The sequence below is a fragment of the Nitrosomonas sp. JL21 genome (genome assembly GCF_009833095.1).
In the GTDB taxonomy this organism is placed as follows: Bacteria; Pseudomonadota; Gammaproteobacteria; order Burkholderiales; family Nitrosomonadaceae; genus Nitrosomonas.
Window position 1 is genome coordinate 1 of the sequence record NZ_QRCB01000039.1, and the last position, 18006, is coordinate 18006.

17 protein-coding genes and 1 pseudogene are annotated in these 18006 nt (G+C 48.3%); 10 read left to right on the forward strand and 8 right to left on the reverse strand.

The features are described 5' to 3' along the window. Nucleotides 1-128: 128 nt before the first annotated feature. Together ABF87_RS11510 and ABF87_RS15345 are read right to left on the reverse strand one after the other, a co-directional pair. Nucleotides 129-452, reverse strand: coding sequence for a hypothetical protein (locus ABF87_RS11510; protein WP_160829268.1), 324 nt, complete (start codon nt 450-452; stop codon nt 129-131). A gap of 106 nt (nt 453-558) precedes the next feature. Continuing rightward, a complete protein-coding gene (locus ABF87_RS15345) occupies nt 559-687 on the reverse strand; it encodes a hypothetical protein (protein ID WP_275689466.1) in 129 nt (42 codons plus the stop codon). A gap of 319 nt (nt 688-1006) precedes the next feature. Between ABF87_RS15345 and ABF87_RS11515 the strand changes: the two genes are divergently transcribed. The 3 genes from ABF87_RS11515 (at nt 1007) to ABF87_RS11525 (ending at nt 3623) form a co-directional block, all read left to right on the forward strand. Then, nucleotides 1007-2077 (forward strand): glycoside hydrolase, encoded by a 1071-nt coding sequence (locus ABF87_RS11515; RefSeq protein ID WP_160829269.1) that lies wholly within the window; start codon nt 1007-1009, stop codon nt 2075-2077. Nucleotides 2078-2388: 311 nt separating this feature from the next. Further along, a complete protein-coding gene (locus tag ABF87_RS11520) occupies nt 2389-2901 on the forward strand; it encodes an MbtH family protein (protein WP_160829270.1) in 513 nt (170 codons plus the stop codon). Nucleotides 2902-3203: 302 nt separating this feature from the next. After that, nucleotides 3204-3623, forward strand: a complete 420-nt coding sequence (locus ABF87_RS11525) for a hypothetical protein (RefSeq protein WP_160829271.1) — start codon at nt 3204-3206, stop codon at nt 3621-3623. 162 nt (nt 3624-3785) lie between these two features. Here the strand turns inward: ABF87_RS11525 and ABF87_RS11530 are convergent, their stop codons facing one another. Further along, the gene (locus ABF87_RS11530; RefSeq protein ID WP_160829272.1) at nt 3786-4946 is read right to left on the reverse strand and encodes a sialidase family protein; all 1161 of its coding nucleotides are present in this window, start codon (nt 4944-4946) and stop codon (nt 3786-3788) included. 202 nt (nt 4947-5148) lie between these two features. Next, nucleotides 5149-5643 carry a redoxin domain-containing protein gene (locus ABF87_RS11535; protein WP_205012692.1) on the reverse strand — a complete coding sequence of 165 codons (495 nt, stop codon included), beginning with the start codon at nt 5641-5643 and terminating at the stop codon, nt 5149-5151. A gap of 321 nt (nt 5644-5964) precedes the next feature. On the opposite strand from ABF87_RS11535, the gene ABF87_RS11540 reads away from it, so the two are divergent. The 5 genes from ABF87_RS11540 to ABF87_RS11560 all read left to right on the forward strand — a co-directional run bounded on the left by ABF87_RS11540 (nt 5965) and on the right by ABF87_RS11560 (nt 11309). Beyond that, nucleotides 5965-6645: a 4'-phosphopantetheinyl transferase superfamily protein gene (locus ABF87_RS11540; protein WP_160829274.1), complete on the forward strand. Its 681-nt coding sequence runs from the start codon at nt 5965-5967 to the stop codon at nt 6643-6645. 278 nt (nt 6646-6923) lie between these two features. Next, a complete protein-coding gene (locus ABF87_RS11545; RefSeq protein ID WP_160829275.1) occupies nt 6924-7109 on the forward strand; it encodes a hypothetical protein in 186 nt (61 codons plus the stop codon). A gap of 356 nt (nt 7110-7465) precedes the next feature. Beyond that, nucleotides 7466-8233, forward strand: coding sequence for a hypothetical protein (locus tag ABF87_RS11550; protein ID WP_160829276.1), 768 nt, complete (start codon nt 7466-7468; stop codon nt 8231-8233). Nucleotides 8234-8280: 47 nt separating this feature from the next. After that, nucleotides 8281-10497 (forward strand): integrin alpha, encoded by a 2217-nt coding sequence (locus tag ABF87_RS11555; protein WP_160829277.1) that lies wholly within the window; start codon nt 8281-8283, stop codon nt 10495-10497. A 608-nt stretch (nt 10498-11105) separates the two neighbouring features. Beyond that, on the forward strand, nt 11106-11309 hold the full coding sequence (locus ABF87_RS11560) for a cold-shock protein (RefSeq protein WP_160829278.1): 204 nt from the start codon (nt 11106-11108) through the stop codon (nt 11307-11309). 134 nt (nt 11310-11443) lie between these two features. On the opposite strand, the gene ABF87_RS11565 is transcribed toward ABF87_RS11560, so the two are convergent. Next, nucleotides 11444-12721, reverse strand: a complete 1278-nt coding sequence (locus ABF87_RS11565) for an MFS transporter (RefSeq protein WP_240143652.1) — start codon at nt 12719-12721, stop codon at nt 11444-11446. A gap of 362 nt (nt 12722-13083) precedes the next feature. Here ABF87_RS11565 and ABF87_RS11570 point away from each other — a divergent pair, with 362 nt between their 5' ends. Next, a complete protein-coding gene (locus ABF87_RS11570; protein ID WP_160829279.1) occupies nt 13084-14172 on the forward strand; it encodes an acyltransferase in 1089 nt (362 codons plus the stop codon). 325 nt (nt 14173-14497) lie between these two features. Next, entirely contained in the window at nt 14498-15625 is a 1128-nt protein-coding gene (locus ABF87_RS11575) for an ADP-ribosylglycohydrolase family protein (RefSeq protein ID WP_160829280.1), read from the forward strand. 72 nt (nt 15626-15697) lie between these two features. Here the strand turns inward: ABF87_RS11575 and smbP are convergent, their stop codons facing one another. From smbP to ABF87_RS11585, 3 genes and pseudogenes are all read right to left on the reverse strand, one after another. Then, entirely contained in the window at nt 15698-16063 is a 366-nt protein-coding gene (smbP, locus tag ABF87_RS11580; protein ID WP_160829281.1) for a small metal-binding protein SmbP, read from the reverse strand. A gap of 117 nt (nt 16064-16180) precedes the next feature. After that, nucleotides 16181-16360, reverse strand: a pseudogene (locus ABF87_RS15130) (hypothetical protein); the annotation flags it as partial. 38 nt (nt 16361-16398) lie between these two features. Beyond that, nucleotides 16399-17949 carry an NAD(P)H-hydrate dehydratase gene (locus ABF87_RS11585; protein ID WP_160829282.1) on the reverse strand — a complete coding sequence of 517 codons (1551 nt, stop codon included), beginning with the start codon at nt 17947-17949 and terminating at the stop codon, nt 16399-16401. Nucleotides 17950-18006 lie beyond the last annotated feature (57 nt).

Sequence of the window (18006 nt, forward strand, 5' to 3'; positions counted from 1 at the left end):
CCGAAAGATTTCTCATACTACAACCTTAATTCGTGTCCGGGATTATTAGACCACTACAGTTTTAGCTTAACAATCAAGAAAACACGCTTATCTAATCATGATGTTAGGTGTTATTCAGGACAGACTAATTAGGATACAGAGCTACTGGACCCTGAGATAAGGTTGGTAATAATATTTATGAGGATTAAACCAGCCATAACAGGCTTGTACCACCGCCACAAAGGATTTTCGGGGGAATTGAACTTAGCTTTCCATTCTTCAGAATTTAATGCGGGATCACCGATGAACTTTGATAGCCAAAGCAGGCCGGAGAAAAGCACTAAGCCCGAGAGAAACAGGATGTAATCCTTTACAGTGCCGCCTTTGACGATAAAATCGCACAGTATCAAAAAAGTAATGGCAATCATCACAAGCAAAGAAAATTGAAGAACCCATCGCAGAATTTTGCTCATACTTTCTCTCTAGCCCTAATATACATAACAAGCAGAAAATTAAATGTAGTAATTCAGACCCGATCTGACAGTCGCCCGATTTGACGACGCGCCTGTTAGATCAGATTCAGTTGTTCAATGTGGGGATTTTATCGTCCCATACCTCCTTTACGTCAATTTCCAATTCGACTTTATGCACCAGCAGTTCATGGGTCAGGACTTCATTAGGCATGTTTTTGTTGGCCGACTCCTTCATCTTTGACTCCTCGTCTCGTGGTTGGGACGAGAACGTTACGACGACTGCCTTAACGGTCAAACCTTTGGGAGTCCCCGGCAGAGCCGGGGGTTTATCTGTTATTAATTAATGGTTTGAGGAAATTCCATATACCTATTTTTCCTTGAGTCCGAATGCCAGAAAATGTCTAAAATTTTTTCTGAACACTGAACGTGGCTTTCTCTTGCTAGAATTTAGAATTCCTTACATCTTAGTTATTCCCCAGAATTTTATTAACTACGATATGTTTCATTTTGCTATCATGGTAATAAGATTATAGCTAGTATTTTTTAAAAAACTTATGCCGTTAAAATTACTATTATTTTTTATCTTAATGATAGGTGCTGGGGGCACGGCGTATTCTTCTGAGAATGCGATTAAATGGCATCCCGGTCATTACTACACCATTCTTAGTTATGGTAAAAATAAACCTGGGTATATGAGGCAAGTCTATCAGGAACTTAAAACTACGCCCGCGTTGAGAGGATTGCAGGTACGCTATAACTGGAGAGAATTAGAGCCGCAAGAAGGAGTATATAATTTTTCACTAATTAATCAGCACCTTTCTGAACTTGCTGAGCAAAATAAGCGTCTTGTTATTTTATTTGAATTAAAATCTTTCGGTCCGGATGTCAATCAAGTCACGATACCTGATTATGTTAAAGCTGCTAAATATGAAGGAGGTATATATCCTTTTAACAACTATGGTAAAGGCGTGATCAGAGGGTATGGTCTAAAACTTTGGAATCAATCCGTTCTTGACCGCTTGACTCTGTTGATTCGCGCACTGGGTGAACAATTCAATTCTCATCCTTATTTCGAGGGAATTGGTTTTACTGAAAGTTCCACAGGAGACTCCAAAGATCTCACGAACAATAAAACAAATGACTACTTTAGGAATCTATTGCAATTGAATAAGGAAGTACGTCGATATTTTCCGAACACGATGACATATCAGTTTACTAATTATCCTCGCCGGATCCTTGGCCCATTCATTGAAACGCTCAAAGAAATAGGGACAGCACTAGGAGGGCCTGATATTTTCATGGAGGATCCGGGATTGCTTCATCGAGATAAGCCGAAAGGAGTCTATCATTATTATCCAGAGCTCTCTGGCATAGTTCCATTGGCCCCTTCCGTACAACACCAGAATTACCAATCTACGAGATGGGATGGAAAAGGGTATGAACCTGATATTTCTGAGCTCATGTCGTTTGCACGTGATACGCTGAAAGCAAACTACCTTTTCTGGACAAGGGACCCGAAATACTATTCCAAAGTACTACAAAAGCTAAACACATTGGATTTATCAGATCCAGCGGGAGGATTGGATTCCAAATGCCCTAAGGCTTATGGTTCATGTGTAAACTAATCTGCAGTCAATTTCCTGTCATCTGTGGAGCCTGATTCTCACGCTTTTCCTGCTTTAGATAAGATCTCTCCTTTTCTTTTTCAGAGATTCTTTTCTACTTTTTAATCTTTTTTGTGATGATTCATCGATTTATCCAAATCAAATGATATAGGAGTGGCTCAATCATGAGTTGAAACATCTAGTTGTGCGGCCTTCTACCGCGTGCGACAATTTGTCACATTGACTCTCCAATCTGACCGCTTTAGTCTAAAACCTAGTTCCTGAATGTAGAATGGATAGTTTTTAGTTAATCCGAATGAGATTATTGATTTATGGTATGGAATGAAAATGAAGTACCCACAGTAACTTATCTCGTAGTAATCAATCACGAAGAGCACTATTCAACCTGGTCCGATTTTAAGGAAATCCCCGCAGGTTGGCATGCAGCAGGCAAATCCGGCAGCAAAGATGAATGCTTTGCTTACATCAATGAATTACGACCATTAAGCCTACGCAAACAAATGGCTCAGACGGAATCACAAAAAAAGAATAGTCGTTGTTTAGCAGGAGTGATTCTCCAATGTGGTTTTCATCTACGCAGCGCAAGCCATCGGCAAAATTACGATGGTTTTACTGCTTGTGCAGAAGGGCGTGTTGGAGTATTTCGTCATCGATTCCAATATTTTCCACAAATAATGAATATCTTATTTCAACCTATTGCATTTTCTGATTTGGAAGGTCTTGTTGCTTCAAAGATTGCTCATCGAATATACAAACGACGCGGTTTGCAAGCAGAGTATCGTATCGACTTGTTCAGCGTCCAGCGAATTAACGTATCAAAGTAATTTGAGTGCATTGTCTAATTCAGCATCATTCAGCAATCGAACAATTTCAAAGAATCATATGGTTAAGTTTCCTGCAAGTTTCTCGAATGCCCCTAGATAGTTTTTCAATGATTGCACATCTGTATAAATCGCAGAGAAATTGATAGCGCAACATGAGGAAACTCCGCTGAATGTCGGAAGATTATGGTAATTCCATTCGCTACGAGGGAGTTCAGGTAATTTGCAATATTCTGTAATTCAATCTACGGCACGACAATTTTCAACGACAACAGGAGCAATCAACCTTTATGAACCATCGATTCATGACAAAAAACGTCATCCTTACGGCCGGTCTGGCGGCAATCTGCCAAGCCTACGTTGCATCATCGCATCAGTTAAACAACAGCCTGACAGCAGCAAATGCTACCGATCATTTTCTGGTGACCTGCGGAGAAGCGGATAATCATCATCTGTTTGTGCAGATCAATGATCTAAAGGTGGTGGATGGCCGACAATTCAATGTCATCGTGGTGAAAGACAAAGCGCTTTCGAGCATTACCAATGTCGATGGGAAATCCAGTCCCGGCATCCGGGTCGCCGGAGGAACCGGTGTTTATCAGGTGTATGTCAGTCAAACTGCAACTGATGATAAAGCCGCCAATTATCAATTGATTTTTCATTGCGAAGATGCCGGCAATATGCATTTCGATACCTCGGTGTACACCAAGATCGATCAGCCCTGATTGAGGGAAATTCTAATTGATGATGACTGCACGAACGAATTGCTTCATACGCGGTACTTACTCCTCACCTTCTTGTTAATAGGTCTCGACTGTTGCGTTTCGTGCGCTTATCGCTTCGCTCACTGAATTAATCAGCGCTTTCTGAAACCCAACGGGGAGGATTCAATACTGGCCAGTTGGGATGGACTCAATGGGAATCAGCCGGTAACCGGTATCCAGGCTGCTCCAGGAGAGAAAGATCTGCTTACCGTCCGTAATCAAGGCGGGATGGGCAGATTGAGATTCTGATTCGGCAATCGCTCGCGCTGCCGACCAATGCAGTCCGCCATCCACCGAATCCATCGCTTCAATGCGGGTTTTAGCGCCATCGAATACTTTCCATACCAACGCTACGCGTTTGCCCAGAGCCAGTACTTCAGCCCGACCTGGTAGCTTATCCGGATTGCCCACTTGCATTGGCGGGGAGAAAGTCTTGCCGTGATCATCCGACCACGCATAAAAAAGCCCGCTGCGTTTTTCTCCCTGAGTGAACCAGGCCATATGATAGCGGCCATCCTCACTGATCGACAAAGCCGGGCCATGCGCCGGGCATCCTTCGATTTCCCAGTCATCGAATGTGACTCGCCAGGGCTCGCTTATTTTGCCGTCGGGCGACAGCTTGAATAATCCGTGATCGCGGATGTTGCCACGATAAACGAAGCGCGCCAGTAAGACTAAATTGCCGTCGATATCCTCGGCCATCGCAGTGCGGCAGCATGAGCAGATATTCTTTGCGAGGCGTTGATCGGCCGGCAGAGTGATGGTTTTTCCAGTTTTTGCAGCGGCATGGTATATCGATAGATCGCCACCACCTTGTTTTTTGTACTCGGCTCGATCGCGGGTATCATGCCAGGTGAAATGGATACGACCGGTTGCATCGACCAGCATTTCGGTTTGATAGTGATACCAGGTATTAGCTTCCGAACTGATTTTGACAGGAACGCTGAATTGCTCGCCGCTGTCGGAATGACTGAAAAAACTGGTGCTGGATTGCCGGTCATTGGCAAAGTAGAGCACGTAAATTCTGCCATTGCGATCTACCGACAGCGTTGGAGGATTCTCATCCCAGGCGTGGATCGGCATATCGGTCGGGTTGACGCGAACCGGCTGGCTGAATGTTTTTCCAAAATCAATTGAATAATCAACCGAAACAAATGTCTGAGACGGCAGGAGTCGCCAGAGTCGCCCATCCGGAGCGAATGCTGCTGAGGTAAAGATCTTTTGTTCAGGCAGTAGTTGCTCAGATTCGGCAATTGAATTTTCGGGTAGGGTCAAAAGCAGCATCGATAGGAGGCTGCACACGAGTCGTGAGTAGAACATAGGACGTATTTTAAAACGATTTCAATCAGAGATGTAGCCTTGAGATCAGAAACACTAAGGCTCACTATGTGACTCATTGAGCGAATCCGAATGGACATTGTCATCGAAGCAAAAAAATGACGATAATGCGTAAAGAATTCCCTGTAAACAGCGATGACTAACTGCGCTAATTGAAAATTTCCTTGAACATGGATTCAAGCTTTTCGCGAGATACAGAGCCGCTGACGCCAACACGTTGATGTTCCTTGTTCAGAAAATAAGTGCGGGGTACTTCACCGTACCATTTGGGATCAATTTCATACCGCAGCTTTTGGGCGTTGGCATCAGCAAAGATCCAATTATCGGTGTGGCTAAGTTCGTTGCCGGTCAATATGGATTTGACTTGATCAGTTGCCGACGCATCATCTGTGGCGAGCATGATGAGATTGACGCCCGGCATGCTTTTCTGAAGTTCGCTCATGACCGGCATTTTTTTAAGGCAGGAAGCGCAATGAATCGACCAGATCATCAATATAAAGGGCTTGTCGGCATATTCTTTCAGCAATTGCTGATAGCTGCCGGAAGTAAAATGTTTCAAGTCAGCTTGTTCTGCGCGAGCAAGCGAGCTCATGCTCAATATCGCGATGAGCAGATAAATAAAAAGGAATGTAAATGATTTCATGGTGTTAATCATTAAATATAAAAGTGGGAAACGCATACCATTCAGCAATGCACGTCAATGCCAAGATCATGCGATTAGCCGGTATCAAGGATCTAATAAATTATCTACAAAATTTGCTGCATTGACTATGCGACCAATTGTCGCAGTTACGCACCCAAGATTGAGCTGAAGCACTTATTATCGATAAAGAATAATTAAATAAACAATCACTTGAATATAATCATTCAAATCTCTTGTGTCCTATTATCCAATTGTAATTTTTGAGTTAATATGACGAGCGTTTTAATCCTCGAATTCTGGTGCCCTTGATTTGAGTAGATTATGCATACACTCCAGCATTTACATTTACCCGATGATGTTCCCGATCAGATTGAAGCTTGGCAGCTTAAACTGGATTTGCGGATGCCTTTTTTGGATTCGGATTGGATACTGCTGAGCAAATCCGAACGTGATCATGCCATGCGGTTTCATCTGCATGCAGATCAAGTGCGCTCGGTGGCGACCCGTGCTTTGCTGAGAAAACTTCTCGCTGAAAAGACTCTGGTGCGGCCGGAAGCATTGCGTTTCGTGATCAATGACTATGGCAAGCCTGCTTTGCAAGATCATGATCGTATTGAATTCAATGTCTCACATTCCGGCGATTTTGCGTTGATCGCCATCTCCATGGCGGGATCGGTAGGCGTGGATATCGAACGCTACGATCGGCGAATCGACGTGAAGAGCTTGGGCGAATTCGTGTTTACCCCTGCAGAACGAAAAATCCCGTTGAAAACGACGGAAGCATTCATCAACCAGTGGGTCATGAAAGAATCGGTATTGAAAGCGCTGGGGGTCGGAATCGCTGATCATCTTCAGTCGATTTCAATCGTACCGACTGATAGCAAACATTGTCAGATTGTTCATACCAGTCCGCAATGGGATAGTCTGAAAGTATGGCGTATTCAAGCTCCAGAAGGGTATGCGGCGGCGCTTGCAATCATCAACCGAGCGGCTGAAGAATAGGGAAACCGAAGTGATCAGTTGTGAAGATGAAGCGTGAGAATCCCATGATCATTTTCCCATGACTGATTTCATGCGTGCTCAATATCATCGCCATCTTGAGCAAGCGTAGCGATGAGTTGAGTTTTGATCCTAGTGCGATGGAATATCAGTCGTTGCGATGTTTCTGGCGCTGCTTGAGCCACCAGTCAACACTTTTCTGTTGAACTTTAAATCCCTTTTTGTCTACCGATACAGGTCTCAGGTACTGGTCGATATCTTCGCGGGAAGGGTAAATTCCGATGGTTTCACCGTTGCCGCAGTTGCTGGGTCACGGCTTGGTTTTCAGGCCGCGCAGCATGCTGACTACCCATGATCACTGCACTGTCGATTCGCCGAGTATTCCTTTGAACCATCTGCCAGTGGTGCCGAGCAATCAACCGAAAACCGAATTGGGCTGTCCGACGGTACTGCAAAAGCGTGGATGAGAAGAAATATTGGACTTCCTTGACGCACGATACGGCGGGAATTTCAGGGAAACTCTGGATAATGAGAGTGCTCGGATAAGAACTTGATTTCTAGGAATATTCAACAGTAAAGCTGAGATTCAGATTCCGTCATTATGCTGATTGATGATCAAGGGCAAATCAACGCGACAAATTGTCGCATGCGGCAATTTGTCACATTGTTAGCCATACATCAATCACAGATAATGCTTCGCTATTAATCGAATAGCCCATCTTTTTCTGTAAAGATTGTTGCTTCACATTCATCTTGTGATTTCAGCAGCATGCAGTCCGACGCTATTTCGAACGTCAAAATAATTCATCAAGGAGGAGTACGCATGCGTACCGTATTGTCACGATCCCTATTCAACAGTCTGTTGGCGTTCATTGCAATCATTGGAGTTGTCCATCAAAACGAGAGTGCGTTCGCGCATACCGTTATTCAACCCACCGAAGTTACCGAAGGCAAGTCATCAGAAAATTATCTGGTCATTACGCACGGTTGTAGTGAAAATCCGGTCATGGGCTCGAGCGTCGTGTTTCCAGATGGACTGGATTCAACCATTGCGGTCAATGGTAATCCTCATACGGGTCCATTGAGCGACTTCGTTACCAATTGGGGAAATTCCATCCAGCTGTATCAGGATCGTTCGGTTTTCAGTGAACAGGATGTGAAGCGGGATTCCAAAAGCAATGTGGTGGGATTCTGGGCAGGGGGCGGCCGGACTGTGGCCCCTCATTTGTTTGCGCGTATCGCATTTGTGAGCAGCTCAGTGTTGTTCAATTCGGAATCATGCGCGCAAAAAATCCGATTCGCTGTTGCTGTGGCCGATATTTGCAAAATTACCGCCATAGACGATATGAGTACGGATAACGCCGTGAGCCTGTGGGTACCTGCCGTAGGATCAAAATTCGATGGAACGCCGGGAGGGCATGCATTCGATTTTCCGGCGTTTTTCACGATCACACGTGACTTGACCGAAAATCCATTGCCGGAATCATGCGGGGGAGTAGGTCAGCAAATCTCGGTGCGGCCATCAGCCGCTCAAGTCGATCGCGATATGCCGATCCAGTTCAATGGCGCTCAAGTATGGCCGCAACCGTGATTTTTCCTGTCCAGACTTCAAAATTCTAAAATGTAAGGTAAACAGCAATGGCACTGACAGAACAACAACAAACCTCCCTCCTCCAACTGGCCCAGGCGATGTTCAATGCATCGCCTGGCGCAATTTATCTGGGAGCGTTGGGAGAACAGCTCGAAGCCGGGCAGACACTGGCCAGTATGGCGCAAGCCTTGAGAGGCAATGAATTATTCTGGGGCAAAAGCTATGCCGGTGATTTGACCCCGACGGCATTTGCAGAAGCCTTCCTTGAAGACTTGATTGCAGACCGTGCAACGGTGGACAATAAAACGATCGCCGCAGGCTATATCGTCAACCGCATGAATGATGGAGCACCGCAGGCCGACATCATCGCTGAGGTTACCGGCCTGCTGTCGAGTTTTCCAGCCTCCGATGCCGACTGGGGCGAAGCTGCGCTAGCTTATAATACCGGCAATGCCGACAAGCTGGCCGATAATCTGCTGGGCGATAGTGTTTCTGAAGCTGATAAAACTGGAGCAGTCGATTACATTCTTGCACAGCAAGCTTCCGGTCAGACCTTCGGGCAGATGACCGAGTGGGCGATTACCGCACTCGACGGTATCGATCATGCCGATCCGGTATGGGGAAATGCCGCCGCTTTGTTCGACAATCGCATTGAGGTATCGCGTTATTACACGATTGAAAAAGCGGGATCATCGACCAATTTGTCAATGCTCCAGCAAGTACTGGCAGACGTGACGACCGAAGCGGCGTCGGTGACAACTGCCAAGACGGCGATTGATAATCTGCTGAACAATCCTGGCGGTTCGATCAATCTGACAGAACTGAACGGCACGAATGGTTTCCGATTGGACGGTATCGGCACCAGTGACGATACCGGTGAATTCGTCGGCAGCGCAGGCGACATCAATGGTGATGGGTTTGATGATCTGATCATCGGCGCGCCGCATAACTTCGATGATTTTTATTCCGGCAACAGTTTCGTCGTTTTTGGGAAGGCATCCGGTTTCACCGCGGCATTGACTCTGTCAAGCCTGGACGGCAATAACGGTTTCCGCATCAATGGCGTGGCCGGTGGGGATGCAGCCGGTCAGGCCGTCGGCAGCGCCGGCGATATCAACAATGACGGGTTCGATGATTTGCTGATCGGCGCGCCGTTATCGGATGTTCCTTCAAAGGACACCGGCTATACCTATGTCGTGTTCGGCAAAGCGGCGGGGTTCAGTGCCACGATGGATCTGTCGAGTCTGGGTGGCAGCAATGGTTTTCGCGTCAAGGTCGATGAAGAAGATGTGCTGCTGGGATGGTCGCTGGACAGCGCAGGCGATGTCAACGGCGATGACATTGATGATTTCATTATCGGTGCGCCCCGGAAAGATAATCCCAATGGCGAGAACACCGGCAGCAGTTTTGTTATCTTCGGTAAAACCACGGGTTTCGATGCCGACCTCGATGTATCCGTTCTGAATGGCAGCAACGGTTTCAGAATCGACGGGGCGGTCTCCGGTTCATCCTTCGGCAATGGCGTCAGCGCTGGGGATGTCAATGGAGACGGCTTCGGTGATTTGATCGGCGGCTCTTATTATGGAGGCGCTGGCACGAGCTATGTCGTATTCGGCAAATCGTCAGGTTTCGATGCGGTCATCGATACGGCAAATCTGGACGGCAACAATGGATTCAGCATCGAAGGCGAAGCTGAGGGCGATGAAGCGGGCTATTCGGTCGATAACGCCGGGGATGTCAATGGCGACGGCTTTGATGATGTGCTCATCGGCGCCAGAAGCTCGGGCGCGAGCGGCGAATATTCCGGAGCAGCCTATGTGGTATTTGGCAAGGATACCGGGTTCGACGCTACCGTCAATTTAGCCAATCTGGACGGCACGAATGGTTTTCGCCTGGAGCGCGGCATTGCTGGAGAATTATTCGGCAGAGCGGTGAGCGCCGCAGGTGATTTCAATGGCGACGGGAATGACGATTTGATCATCGGCGCCTATGCCGCCGATCCGAATGGCCAGGATTCCGGGGCTGGTTATGTGGTGTTTGGCAAATCGTCCGGTTTCAGTGCGTCGATCAATATTGAAGAATTGAGTAATGATGAAGGCTTTGCGCTGAACGGAATCGCCGCGGGCGATTCGTTGGGTAAATCGGTGAGCAGCGTTGGAGACATCAACGATGACGGCTTTGCTGATGTGATCATCGGCGCGCCCTTCGGTGATGGCGCCATCCCCAATACCGGTGTCGGTTATGTGATATTCGGTGGCAGCTAAGGCTGGATACCACGTCGCGGAGCTAGAAACAGATCTACGACAACCCTCTTCCTGGAATTGGCGAGGTCTGAATAATCAGCAAGCTTTCAAATTTTCCTGATTGCTGGCATTCTTCATGAGGAACTGCGACAAAATGCCGCACAACTTCAGTTGAGGTAATTACTAGAATAAGCACCTCTCCTATTATCGATAAAAATATCCATCAATGAGTGCGATAGCGAGTATCGCGGTTCGGATCATCTTTTTCATCTTACTAATGGGCATAGGCGGCTGCATGACGCCGCCGCAGCGGTCGTTTCAAGAGGTTGGGGCGCAGTTAATACCCCGTTTCTTGCGACGGGGTGCTTTATTGAATGTCACGAGTAAAATTTCAATGGCATAAAGGCTCAAGCCATATCTGAAGAACCATTCCGCGGCTAGGTAAAATATAAGCTCATCTGTTCGTTAACGTACAGAATGTCCGCTAAAAAAAACATAGCATTGATATTTGTTTCTAAGTTTTTGCATTTAAATGACTGGCAGCACTTTGGCTGGAATTCCATGTGAACACTTCGATTCAAACAGCACGGCGAAATAGTTTTATATTCATTTAAAAAAGGAATGAGCACATGGCAACAGGCACAGTGAAATGGTTTAATGCAACGAAAGGATTCGGTTTCGTTACTCCTGATAATGGGGGAGAAGATTTATTCGTGCATTTCTCAGCGATCAATTCGGCTGGTTACAAAACTCTTCAAGAAGGGCAGAGAATTTCGTTTGACGTGACTCAAGGTAAAAAAGGCAAACAAGCCTCGAATATCCAAACTGCTTGATAGTAGCCGACGTTAATTCCAAAGTCGCACTTAGAAAGCTTTTGAGGATTTTACAGTGGCGATTGGGGATCAGTAAGGCGAAATCATATAGTAAGCTCAGTTTCCCCTGAAAAATTGAGCTGACTATGTTTGCTTCACTCGGCTTTAGGCTGTCGAGCAAGCATCAGCCCCGCCAGACTCAATACCCCTGCAATCGTTAAATAAATACCGACAAGCGAGGTGCCGCCCATTTCACTAAGCGCCTGCGCGGTAATCGGAGCCGCTGCGCCACCGAGAATTCCGCCCGCGTTAAAGGCAACGGATGCTCCGGTATAACGCACACGGGCAGGGAACAGCGATGGCAACCATGCGCCGAGTGGGCCGTAGACAAACCCCATCACGAATAGCGCCAGCGATAATGCCGCCCATACCAGCCATAACGATCCCGAACCCAGAAGCGGTCCGAATGCCAATCCCATGACGATGGTTGCCGCGCATCCCCATGTCAGAACCTGCGCCGCACTGGTAGCGTCGGAGCGCACACCCGAGGTAATGATGCCCAGTACCAGGAATAGAATTGCGGCAAGCTGGATGAACAGAAAAACCTCCCGCTTGTATGCAAGCTCAGTCGTACCATGGGCGAGCGCAAAAGCGGTTGAAAGATAAAAAATCGCGAAACAGGCCACCACGGCGAAAGTCCCGGCAAACGTGGCAAGCGCATGATTACGGAGCAATTCACCGATCGGAATCGGGATCGGGGGATCCTTTGCCAATGCCTGAGAAAATTCAGGCGTTTCGTTGATTTTCAGGCGCACCCACAGACCGAGCCCGACCAGAATGGCGCTGGCCAGAAATGGAATGCGCCAGCCCCATGCTGCAAAATCCGCTTCGCTCAATGCCATGCCGATCAACAGGAATAGTCCATTGGCAGCAATAAACCCAACCGGCGCGCCCAGTTGCGGAACCATGCCGAAACGCGCTCGCCATCCGGGGGGAGCATTTTCCACTGCCAATAAGGCCGCACCTCCCCATTCTCCGCCAAGCCCCAGTCCCTGACCGAAGCGCAGGATGCATAACAATAGCGGTGCGACCCAGCCCACCATTGCGTAAGTCGGCAGGAACGCAATCAATAAGGTCGAGATTCCCATCAGCATTAGCGACGCGACCAGCGTCGATTTCCTCCCGATCCGGTCACCGAAATGACCAAACAATATCGCCCCGAATGGGCGAGCGATGAACGCCAGGCTAAAGCTCATGAATGACAACATTAATTGCGCGGCCGGCGAGCTGGCCGGAAAAAATAACGGTCCGAATACCAGGGCTGCCGCCGTCGCATAAATGTAAAAATCGTAAAACTCCACAGCTGTTCCAACCAAACTCGCAACGAGTATCCGGCGATGCTGACGATAGGGATGGGTCATATCAGTTTTCATTCAATACTCTGAAAGTCATCATGAGAAAGAGAGAAGGTTCTGCCATGAAAGTGCAAATCCTGAGGCAGATGACGGGTACAAATAGGAATACACGGTCAAAAATTCAAAAATTGCGCCAGGCCGAATTATAAGGGCAGATTGCTTATTTTTTTGTTTTGAACAGCGGGAATCTGAAAAAAGCTAAATCATAATTGGCTCAACGGAAGGGATGAATTGTTAATTGGTCAACTGATATGCAGATTTTTTATTAATAGGATGCCAATGAATGTTCAGGTTGCGACTAATATATTTTCAGTTTGACTGCGGTTGCCTCCTGAGAGATCATTCTGAGCAGCAGCGTAATTTTCTCAGAGTTGAATAATGTGATCGTACTTGGCAACCCAAACAGCAGAATTAACGAATTAGATCTTCTGAGATTTCTTGCAGCATTAGCGGTTGTTTTTCATCATTATTCCCTCGTCGGTTTCGCGATAAATTCTCAAACCATCGCCCCCTATCCCATAGTTTCTTCCATATTCAAATATGGCTATTTGGGGGTAGATCTGTTTTTCATGATCAGCGGCTTCGTCATTTTAATGACCGCTTCCAGCGGGGGGTTGCGGCATTTCATTATTTCCAGGCTGGTTCGGCTCTACCCGGCATTCTGGATCTGCTGCACCATCACATTCGTTGCCATTCTGATCATTGGATCAACGGAATATGAGGCAACCTTCAGCCAATACCTTGCCAACATGACGATGCTGAGCGGTTTCATGGGGATAGAGTCGATCGACAATGTGTATTGGTCGTTATTTGTAGAACTCAAATTTTATGCATTGGTGGCAATCGTGCTGCTGATGGGCAGAATCCAACAGATCGAATTGTTATTTTCTTTCTGGCTGGTGGTTACGATGATATTGTTGATTTTTCCGGTGTATCCGCTGACTCGCTTCCATTTCATACTGCTGGACGGCTATTCCGCCAATTTTATCGCCGGCGCGGCATTTTTTCTTATCTGGAATCGAGGCATGAGCTGGAACCGAGGTTTGATGATCGCCGCTGCATGGGGTTGTGCCGTGTATCAGTCGACAATCGATGCGCATGAATTCGAGATGCGCATCAAGAATGACTTAAATCCAATTGTCATTGCTGCGATTGTAAGCGCATTTTTTTGGATCATGGGAATGATTGCATGCAGAAAAACAGGCATGGTCGCGCGCGCAAACTGGGTTTGGCTGGGCGCAATGACTTATCCTCTCTATCTGTTGCATCAAAATCTGGGTTTCATGATTTATAACCAGACGTATGCTCAAACTGATCCCGAAATTTTGTTCTGGAGCCTCATTATCGGCATGATGCTGCTGGCGTTGTTGATTCATATTGCCGTGGAGCGGCCCACAGCGAAATCCATGAAAACTGCCTTGAATAAAATGGTAGACAAATTGAAATATCAGCTCCAGCTTAGAATTTGATTTGCAATCTGCTAAAAATGGAAACCACAGATCGGCAGCCGATTGATGGCATGTCCAGAACCTGTCTGTGGATAGAGGGTAGCTGTCATACAGATTTGCAATAGAACGTCTGCCGGTTGCAGCATTCCAATGAATCCACCAAATCATGACGGCATGGGCATGATTCAGGGTGGTTTTACCTCATCCATTGTCCACAGTGCCCACAGCATCCAGAAGCAGGCAACGAAAACTATCGGACTGGAATAGAGTCCATCTTCAGAGGTGATTCAAATCATGGCACTTCGAAAATCATTTGGCTGATGTCAACCAACATGAGGATCAGAACATGCTCGACTCCATTAATCAAGACGCAGACGTTAAAGATCGTGCTGCTGGCGCCATCATGGGCGCCTTCATCGGTGATGCGTTAGGACTGGGCCCCCATTGGTACTACGATCTGGCGGTGCTCCGCCGTGACTACGGCGACTGGATCACAACGTATGCCGATCCCAAACCCGGCCGCTACCATAGTGGACTCAAAGCGGGTCAACTCTCGCAAGGAGGCATTCTTCTCCACCTGATGCTGAGCTCGCTCATTGAATGCGGCGGCTATGATGAAGCCGATTTCTGCCGGCGCATGGACGAGGAAATATTTCCGTTGCTCAACGGCATGCCGGTCAATGGGCCGGGAGGATATACTCAGCAGTCGATTCGAGATGCGTGGCGCAAACGGGTTCAGCAGAACCTGCCGTGGGGGGAAACGGGAGGGCCCGCCGACACTACCGAGGCGATAGGCCGAACGCTCGCGCTGGCAGTCCGTTACGCCTTTCAACCGCAAGAAATGGCAACCGCCATCATCAGCAATACCCGCCTCACGCAGAACGACGGAACCGTTGTTGCCCTTACTGTGGCCTACGGCGCGGTGCTGGGGCAATTGGTGCAGGGAAACAAGCTCGACGGCAATCTTTCCAATAAGCTTCTACGGCTGGCAAGAGCAAGAAAACTGCCCTTTCATACGATGGCGCATACCGACCTGCAACCGCCGCAGAAGGATCGTCCGCTGGAAAACGGATATTTTGTCTCGCCAGATGCTTTGCTTACTCCTTCGTATGTCGCGAATACCGCTGTGGATCCTGATGTTCGCATAGAACCCGCCTGGAAGGTTTCCATGGTATATGGCATGACTTGCGCCATTTATCACCAGCTTCCCGCAGCCTATCATCTTGCCGCCCGCTTTCCGGACGATTTTGAATCGGCTGTGCTGCACGCCGTGAATGGCGGCGGTGAAAATCAGGCGCGCGCTATGTTGACCGGAGCCCTCGTCGGGGCTCAGGCCGGACTATCGGGCATTCCCGGACGCTTTTTGGAGGGGCTTCATGAAACCGACATGCTCCAGCGCCTTGCGGTGGATGTGGCCTTTAAAGTCGGTGCTTTGCCCGCCGCCGCTGATGGCGGTGATCAAATGCATCACTGATCGGTTGGAATCGTTGCAATCGTCTCAACAGTTGCCAGCGTGAAAACTGAGACTGCTACCGTAAGAGGATGCTCAATGATAAGAACGAGGAATGATAGATGATGCCCGTTTGAAATGCTCATACGCTTTTCTTGCCGCTTCCTGAGCCGCCTCAACTTCTCCATTGTTACCTTCTTTCACAGCTTCATCCAAAGACCTGAGCCCTTCGTCGATATAATTTGCGTCTACGTTATGCTGTTGGTCATTCTTTGCGGCATTGGCATGAGTTATTGCTTCTGTTACGTGCTGGACTATAGCCTTTTTATCGGTTGACGACATCACAGCTTCGGTATGTTTCATGGCTTCATCCATATAGCTCCCGGTTCCAGCTAGTACACTGAACGAAATGAAAGATAAGCTTAAGAAACTGACCAGAGTCAATAAAGTGATCTCATTCATATCCAAAATCTCCAGGATTGATTTAATGTAAATAATGAAGATGGTTGTTTTCTTGCTCGGTATGTTGAAATCATAATTACAGAACAAAGACTGATCTGTACGAAAACAAACATATTTTCAGTTTTGGCAGATAAAAGAGAAATTTATAGACCAGTGTCCTGCAGGATGACAAAGGGTGAAAGCGGGGAGAAGCCTCAGCTTCCTCAGAATCATCCGTAAATTGTATCCACAACCGCAGAGGATGGCATGAAAAGCGTCACCTTGTGCACCTTGCAACCCGTTTCTACATAAGCGGCCTCGATTTAAACTTTGGAACCTCGATATTCATGGCTTGCTTACGTTTTAAACGATGAATCGTTTGCGTGATAAATCCAATCATTCAATAATAGCCGAGCGGAAGCGATGATGTCCGATGCAGTCATTCCCACCGGGCCGTGATTTTGCTGCAGCAACCGGTCGGCAGCGGCGCCATGCAGATGAACTCCCAGCAACAATGCTTGCGGAGGAGTCAATCCTTGCGCGATCAGCGCTGCGATCATGCCGCTGAGCACATCGCCGGTACCAGCGGTACTCAAACCCGGATTGCCGCTGGTGCTCAGGTAGCGGTCACCGTTCGGGAAGCAGCAAATACTGCCCGCGCCTTTCAATACGACATGGCTGTTGAATTGCTGCGCGATTTGATGGGCCGCGCTCATGCGATCGTTTTGCACTGCCGACGTATCGGTATTCAGCAGCCGGGCGGCTTCGGCCGGGTGCGGCGTCAATATGGTTGCGGCGCTGCGCTGACTGAGTTGCTGACCCAGGCGAGGATATTGTGCGACGAGGTTGAGCGCATCGGCATCCAGAACTATCGCACCATCGCCCTTCAACGCATTTTCAAGCCACACCAGTGCTTGTGCCGATTGGCTCAGGCCCGGGCCGATCACCCAGCAATTGAGCGGGGTTAGGGGAATTAGGGTAAATAGCTCGGATGGAGCACGCAGCATGAGTTCAGGTTGGGAAAAATCGACTGCAGGCGCAGGATCGGCCAAGAAGCCCACATATATGCGGCCGGCGCCCAGATACAGAGCCGATCGACCAGCGAGCAGCGCAGCACCGACCATGCCGGTGGAACCGCCCAGGATTGCGACATTGCCAAAGCTGCCTTTGTGGCTGTTGGCCCGCCGCGGCGATGGCAGCGACGATTGCGCCAACGATGTATTCAACAGCCAACTGTGCGGTTGCGGCGCGGCAGAGAGTTGCGGCAGAACATCCAGATCGCGCAATATCACCGTACCGCAGTATTCAGGGCCAAAGTTGGTGAACAGTCCGGGCTTGAGCCCGATGAACGTGACGGTCATGTCGGCACGGATTGCAACGCCATGGATGCACCCATCATCGCTGCCAATGCCGGATGGCATATCCAGCGATACGATGGGCACATGCCATGAATTGGCGACTTCTATCCATTCGCGATATTGGCCTTCAATAGGCCGATGCTGCGCGTGATCCAGTCCGATGCCGAACAAGCCGTCGACGACCATGTCCCAAGTTTTATCGCCATCCGGTATATCGGGAGATAAGTCGCCGCCGATGCCGAACCACGATTGCAGCGCTTGTTTGGCATCCATTGACACGCGGTTCGGGTCGCCATTGAATACCACGGTGACGGCATGGCCCCATTCCCTCAGATAACGCGCGACGACAAAAGCGTCGCCGCCGTTATTGCCCGGCCCGGCAAGCACCACTATCGACCGATGAGGTTTTTTGAGCCACTGCGCGCGAATCACCTGGGCAGCCGCCAGCCCGGCCTTTTCCATCAGCCGAGGGGGCTTGGGCAAGCTCATCGCCTGCTGCTCAATGTCACGTATTTGCGCAGTCAGAAAAACCGCATCGGCAGAAGTCATAGTGTCTTAGTCATGGAAGATCGCTGATATGTATATCTTCTCGTGTAAAATTGCAAT

Excerpts from the sequence above, each read along its gene's own strand:
- ABF87_RS11510 (WP_160829268.1), bottom strand. The coding sequence starts at position 452 with ATGAGCAAAATTCTGCGATGGGTTCTTCAATTTTCTTTGCTTGTGATG.
- ABF87_RS15345 (WP_275689466.1), bottom strand. The coding sequence starts at position 687 with ATGAAGGAGTCGGCCAACAAAAACATGCCTAATGAAGTCCTGACCCAT.
- ABF87_RS11515 (WP_160829269.1), top strand. The coding sequence starts at position 1,007 with ATGCCGTTAAAATTACTATTATTTTTTATCTTAATGATAGGTGCTGGG.
- ABF87_RS11520 (WP_160829270.1), top strand. The coding sequence starts at position 2,389 with ATGGTATGGAATGAAAATGAAGTACCCACAGTAACTTATCTCGTAGTA.
- ABF87_RS11525 (WP_160829271.1), top strand. The coding sequence starts at position 3,204 with ATGACAAAAAACGTCATCCTTACGGCCGGTCTGGCGGCAATCTGCCAA.
- ABF87_RS11530 (WP_160829272.1), bottom strand. The coding sequence starts at position 4,946 with ATGCTGCTTTTGACCCTACCCGAAAATTCAATTGCCGAATCTGAGCAA.
- ABF87_RS11535 (WP_205012692.1), bottom strand. The coding sequence starts at position 5,643 with ATGAAATCATTTACATTCCTTTTTATTTATCTGCTCATCGCGATATTG.
- ABF87_RS11540 (WP_160829274.1), top strand. The coding sequence starts at position 5,965 with ATGCATACACTCCAGCATTTACATTTACCCGATGATGTTCCCGATCAG.
- ABF87_RS11545 (WP_160829275.1), top strand. The coding sequence starts at position 6,924 with ATGGTTTCACCGTTGCCGCAGTTGCTGGGTCACGGCTTGGTTTTCAGG.
- ABF87_RS11550 (WP_160829276.1), top strand. The coding sequence starts at position 7,466 with ATGCGTACCGTATTGTCACGATCCCTATTCAACAGTCTGTTGGCGTTC.
- ABF87_RS11555 (WP_160829277.1), top strand. The coding sequence starts at position 8,281 with ATGGCACTGACAGAACAACAACAAACCTCCCTCCTCCAACTGGCCCAG.
- ABF87_RS11560 (WP_160829278.1), top strand. The coding sequence starts at position 11,106 with ATGGCAACAGGCACAGTGAAATGGTTTAATGCAACGAAAGGATTCGGT.
- ABF87_RS11565 (WP_240143652.1), bottom strand. The coding sequence starts at position 12,721 with ATGAAAACTGATATGACCCATCCCTATCGTCAGCATCGCCGGATACTC.
- ABF87_RS11575 (WP_160829280.1), top strand. The coding sequence starts at position 14,498 with ATGCTCGACTCCATTAATCAAGACGCAGACGTTAAAGATCGTGCTGCT.
- smbP (WP_160829281.1), bottom strand. The coding sequence starts at position 16,063 with ATGAATGAGATCACTTTATTGACTCTGGTCAGTTTCTTAAGCTTATCT.
- ABF87_RS11585 (WP_160829282.1), bottom strand. The coding sequence starts at position 17,949 with ATGACTTCTGCCGATGCGGTTTTTCTGACTGCGCAAATACGTGACATT.